A 5,326-nucleotide genomic window follows, 5' to 3' on the forward strand; every position below is an offset into this window, starting at 1 on the left:
GCGGCACCAAGGTCCCGCTCATCTTCGCCGGCCCCGGTGTGAGCAAAGGCGGACTCTATAGCAGTTCAGCAGGAACTACGGTACAACTTGGCAGTAACGCTGCAACCGCAACGGCAACCTGCGGCACTGCGGGCGGCAACCAGCCCTTCAATATTCTAAACCCTTATTTGGGAATGAATTACTGCATCGCACTTGCAGGTGTTTTCCCGTCACGCAATTAATTTGCAAATGCGATCTTTGCCAACGGAACTGGCAAAGATTAATCGTTCACGTTCTGCTTTTGACCAACAACTCCTATGTTAGCAACCTTGACTAGCGCCCACTTCGGGCCACATATAAACCACCTGTTTCAACTCACATTTAAAGCTACTACAGCCGCAAATTTGCGCCTTATTTCAGTGGAAGAATTTCCACAAGCAGCTCACAACAACAGCCTGCGCACTCCATTCAGTTTGTTATTTTGTGCTGACGATAATATGGCGATTGCCGATAATTGTTTTACGTTGAAGCACCCTACACTGGGCGATTTGCCGGATATTTACGTCAACCGCATTTTGCCGCCCGATCCTCGCGATACTCGTCCACATTATCAGGCAGTCTTCAATTAAATTTTACTGACGCGCAATTTACTCATTATTTTTTACTTGATTCTGCGATATAACAATGGGCTTTGCCATGATAAGTACCTCACCTTGTATGAGCTGCACAGAAGCACCCTGCTGCTCCCATTTGGAAATTTTTAATTTTCCGGTTCGCACCGCAAAAGATCTGGACCAGGCGATTTATTTTGCTAACTTCAGCAATATCGAAGTGACGTTAAACCCGAATTGGTATTGCCATATTTACTTTCGCAGTCAATGCCAACATTTTTCGAAAGAGTCTGGCTGCAACATCCACAACCAACCGGAGCAACCGCTGGTATGTGTTAATTACAGCCCCTATAGCTGCTACTTTAAACCCAACATGGTGGATAAACAGCAACCGAAGACCGATGCAATCTGGATGAATGCGCAGCGTTGGCAGGCATTAATACCGGCATTGGAATTTGGTGCCAGTGGCGAAATAATGCCACCACAATGGAATAACCTCGCGCACTTTATGGGGCAAATCGAATACGTAACCGCATCCACCCAACAACAAACCGCAGCGGTACCAGACGCACCCTACACGAATTGGCTAATCGCCAGTGAGCGACAACATTTTCCACCTGAACAACAAAGTTTTAGTCTGAGTCAATATCGCACGATTTGTGATAGCTGCAGCAGCTGGTGTTGCACTCATCTGTCTGTGCCCTTTAAAACACCAACACAATTTAAAGATATTGACTACCTGCGCTATTGCTTGAACTTTCCGGGCACACAGATTGTCATTTCTGACCGGGGTTGGTCACTATTGGTGAAAACGCCCTGCTCTCATTTACAGGGCAATCGCTGCAGTATTTATGACCAACCAGAACGCCCGCAGATATGCCGCTATTATCCTGAACAGGATTGTTATTATCGTAAAACAACAGCCAAGGTTCGCCCGGAAAATTACATTAGGCTCGCAAAAACTGAATTTGACTTAATTGAAGAGCTACTTCTCTTTAACAGCGAAGGCGTTCTTATACAAACACCCGAGGCTACACAAGTACGGGCAATCGTTGAAGCGAAACTGGCAAAAGTATAAAACCTCAACCGGTGAAAATCCGCTGCATAGCAGCAGCGGGATACCACAGCATAAATTCATGCGTCGGCGTTTGCTCTGCAACCTGAAACCCGAGCGACAAATAGAGTTTCTTCGCCGGAAAATTATAGACATCTACAGATAACCCCACTGGTAGCATTTGTTGCTGCGCAACATATTGGATAGCCTGTAACACAGCCTTGCCATAACCCTTGCCACGCGCAGCAGGAATTAATGCAAGATCCAATACGTGCACCAGATTTGCACCAAAATCCAAAACGATTTTTCCAATTGATTCTTGCTGCTTATCCACAATCATGGTGTAGGCATTAGGAAATTGTTTGCCATAGCCTTCGGTTTGCAGATACCGCTGCTGATCTATCACCATATCGACATACTCTTTTTCCGCATCCGCCTGATATAAAAATTCACGGGTCGATTGAAACAGACTCTCAATAAAAATCTGATCTGATGATTTTGCGATACGCAACCCTAGACCATCGGGTAATGACATTGTTGTTTGCATCTCATTCTTTCCTTTCGATTAGCGCCGATGACACCACCTGTTCATAGAGGGGTAGCAAACGACTTTCAATAAGTGTTTTGTCTGGAGCAGAAAAATGTTCGCGCTTTTGCTCGGAGTCGCCACAAAAGCTCTGCCCTAATGATTTAGCGTTAACTTGCATTCTTTGCGCTACTAATAGCATTCTCCCACTGCTCTTAGTAAGCGCAAAATAATTGCAAATCGCGTATATTTTATTTAAGTCTACCTGAACATAATCAACAATTTTCACACTGACTTCATGACAATGCTTTTCCATCATGGTTAACAATACCGCTAACACGCGAACACGAAAATCCAATATATTCTCATCCTTAACCGGAGGAGCCAATTCAGGATAATGTGCAGCCAGCACAGAATCACCACTCATATGCCGCCCTGCCGAGCGCTGATGCGAAGCCAAAATCTCCACCGGATTACGCGCCAAAAAAATCACCGGTACTTGCGGATAAATTGCGCGAATCAAATCCCAACGGAAAATATCCCAGGCATTCCATTTAATAACAACATCTGGCCGCGTAGGAAATACACTCGCTTGTAAATTGATAAGCTGCTGCAGATGTTGTTGCTGGGCAGCCTCTTCGAGCGTTTGATCTAGCAGGATTTCGGTTAACACCGGGGATTCAGAAAACACGCAAGTAGTATCTAACTCGGACAAACAACCGGAAATCAGCGTTGAACCGCAACGGGACAAATGAAAAATAAATCCTGCCGGTGTTATGAATTGCACAGCCTGCGCTTGAATATCCAGCGACGACAAAGCAGTTTTAGGTGTAATGAATTGATTAACTAAAACAGTTTGTCGATAACGGGAAATAGTTTCATCCTGAAATGGCTCAGTGGCATGTCCGGCAGGCAAGCACCAATGAATGCAGCGGTTTTTTGCATGATAGCGATAAGGCAACCAATTTCCTGCCAATTGAATTTTATCGCCATCTAAAACAAGTTGGTTTAGTTGCGCCAATTCAGCAAGTAATTGATCATCACTCAGCTCTGCTTGTTGCCACAGGTTTTTAATGATTGCCAACAATTCGCTAACCGAAGTCGCCTCTTGGCAGCGCGCCAATTGTGCGGGCGAACTGATCAGTTCGCAGTAAGCCGAAAAAAAATCACTCACTGCGATACTCCCGAACGAATTTGCTTGCACAACCATTCATTGGCGACGCAATCAATCACCAGATTAATTCGGTCTTCGCTGCCGCGATTGTAAACTTCATGTATCTGATCCGCATTGAAGTACCACAGCTCGCCCGCGCGCATAGGAATTGTTTTGTTATCCACGATAAAACTCACCGCAGCGCTGGTGTGAATCGGCACATGCAAACGCGCCTCACCAAATTCGATGCTTAGCTCATGATCGCGATGGGGCTTTATTTCAGCACCGGCTTTTAAGCGCATTAAGCGCGCGGCTTTAATGGGGCATTGCAGTTGATTAAAAATGGAGGCGATTGCCGGGCACTGCTCCAACACCGGCAAGTTTTCCCAGTCATCGCCATCGGCAATAGCGAAACCTTGCAAGATAGGATGTGCATTCAGGTGTTGTTGCTGGCAGCGCAGAGGTAATACATCCCAACCACCGGCGTAATCATTTTTATTAACGTGATCGACCCAGGCTTCAACAAGCGCCGGATGGTGCAACAGTGATTCAACCTCTGCCTGAAGTAAGGCGAGTTGAATAGCACAAGGTAGTTTTACAAAAGAAATAACCGGATTTTCCATTCGCAATGCTCTTATTCATTGAATGAAATCCTTTTCTGACTAATACCTCTACCCACAAACAGGCTTATAAAATCGCTAGCAGTAAAAAAGGTAACCCAATAAATGCCACCAGTGTGGATACCAGCACCATCGCCGCGATCTCTTCAGGGCGGCGATCATAACGCAGCGCCAGCAAATAATTGAATACTGCTATAGGCATGGCAGATTGCAATAACACCACATTACGCGATACGCCGGTGATGCCCATTAATTCGCATACGACAAACCCGAACAACAGCCCGCCACCCACACGCAGCAAACTAAACAGCAGGCTGCGTTTCCAAAAATGAATTTTTAATGTGGCGAGGGAAACACCGAGCGCAATGGTCATCAAGGGAATTGCGATGCCTCCGAGCAGATCGAGGGTGTTGCTAATCCAGCGCGGCAACTCAGTGTGGGTGACGAGCAAGATGACCGCAATGATCATCGAATAAATCACCGGCTGTTTGGCGATGGCCGCCATGCGTTTAAAAATACCGCCATCACTGGTGGTGACTAATAATAATCCGACCGTAAAGGTCGCAACCATCATCACCATAAAGGAACCCAGCGCAAGCGCGAGGCCGGTTTGTCCATAGGCGAACAAACATAGGGGCAAACCCATATTGCCGTTGTTGGGAAAAATTAATGGCGGGAGATAAGTACCGATTTCCAATTTCATCCAGCGCAATAAGGCCCAACCAATTAACCCCATGGCGGTCATGACGATTGCCGTGGCAAGCGCCACCTGCCCCATCACCGATGGATCAATTTTTACTTTCGCCATCACACTGATGATCAAACAGGGCGTGCCAATGTTCATCACAATACGGGAGATAAAATCCGAGGGAAATTCAGTGCCGGTTTTACCCCAAACAAAACCCGCACCTACCGAAATCATAATGGGCGCAAGAATAGCGAGCAGTTCGCTCAACATAGAAAAATCCGCAATCAGCAACAGAGGCGCGCATATTACTGGGAACTAACAGGTTGGCGATAGCTGACACGAGAAAAACGCTTCTATATGCTGCCGTCATCGCAACGCTTCACGCAGATAGTATTTATGCAGAACTCTTTCTTTGGCGAGCCAGAACAGAACATCACCAAAACCGTCAAAAAATCCAGCCGGAATGTGGAACCCGCTATGCCTGATCCCGAATGGATCGAGTTGGCCAAATCGCTTCCACCACATTTACGCTTGGGCACTTCCTCATGGAATTATCCCGGCTGGGATGGCCTGGTGTGGAATGGCGAATATCCCGAAACCAATCTGTCGCGCTACGGACTCGCAGCTTACGCACAGCACCCGTTGTTTCGCACGGTCAGTGTTGATCGCAGTTTTTACCGCGCCTTAAACGTCGC

General features: G+C 46.7%; 6 protein-coding genes and 2 pseudogenes. 4 read left to right on the top strand and 4 right to left on the bottom strand.

Features of this window, described 5'->3' with window-relative positions; genetic code table 11:
* The 3 genes and pseudogenes from ACWA6V_RS14800 to ACWA6V_RS14810 form a co-directional block, all read left to right on the top strand.
* Window positions 1-221 (top strand): annotated as a pseudogene (locus tag ACWA6V_RS14800) (hypothetical protein); the annotation flags it as partial.
* 75 nt (window positions 222-296) lie between these two features.
* Entirely contained in the window at window positions 297-608 is a 312-nt protein-coding gene (locus ACWA6V_RS14805; RefSeq protein ID WP_449523214.1) for a DUF6916 family protein, read from the top strand.
* Between the two features lie 67 nt (window positions 609-675).
* Window positions 676-1,668, top strand: a complete 993-nt coding sequence (locus ACWA6V_RS14810) for a YkgJ family cysteine cluster protein (protein WP_449523215.1) — start codon at window positions 676-678, stop codon at window positions 1,666-1,668.
* A 4-nt stretch (window positions 1,669-1,672) separates the two neighbouring features.
* Here ACWA6V_RS14810 and ACWA6V_RS14815 read toward each other — a convergent pair whose 3' ends face one another.
* From ACWA6V_RS14815 to ACWA6V_RS14830, 4 genes are all read right to left on the bottom strand, one after another.
* Window positions 1,673-2,191, bottom strand: coding sequence for a GNAT family N-acetyltransferase (locus tag ACWA6V_RS14815; RefSeq protein WP_449523216.1), 519 nt, complete (start codon window positions 2,189-2,191; stop codon window positions 1,673-1,675).
* 1 nt (window position 2,192) lies between these two features.
* Window positions 2,193-3,344 (bottom strand): sulfotransferase family protein, encoded by a 1,152-nt coding sequence (locus ACWA6V_RS14820; RefSeq protein WP_449523217.1) that lies wholly within the window; start codon window positions 3,342-3,344, stop codon window positions 2,193-2,195.
* Window positions 3,341-3,946: an aspartyl/asparaginyl beta-hydroxylase domain-containing protein gene (locus tag ACWA6V_RS14825; protein WP_449523218.1), complete on the bottom strand. Its 606-nt coding sequence runs from the start codon at window positions 3,944-3,946 to the stop codon at window positions 3,341-3,343. The genes ACWA6V_RS14820 and ACWA6V_RS14825 overlap by 4 nt, the downstream gene beginning before the upstream one ends.
* Before the next feature lie 64 nt (window positions 3,947-4,010).
* Window positions 4,011-4,901, bottom strand: a complete 891-nt coding sequence (locus ACWA6V_RS14830) for an AEC family transporter (RefSeq protein ID WP_449523219.1) — start codon at window positions 4,899-4,901, stop codon at window positions 4,011-4,013.
* A gap of 126 nt (window positions 4,902-5,027) precedes the next feature.
* On the opposite strand from ACWA6V_RS14830, the pseudogene ACWA6V_RS14835 reads away from it, so the two are divergent.
* Window positions 5,028-5,326, top strand: a pseudogene (locus ACWA6V_RS14835) (DUF72 domain-containing protein); the annotation flags it as partial.

Source organism: Cellvibrio sp., assembly GCF_053579595.1.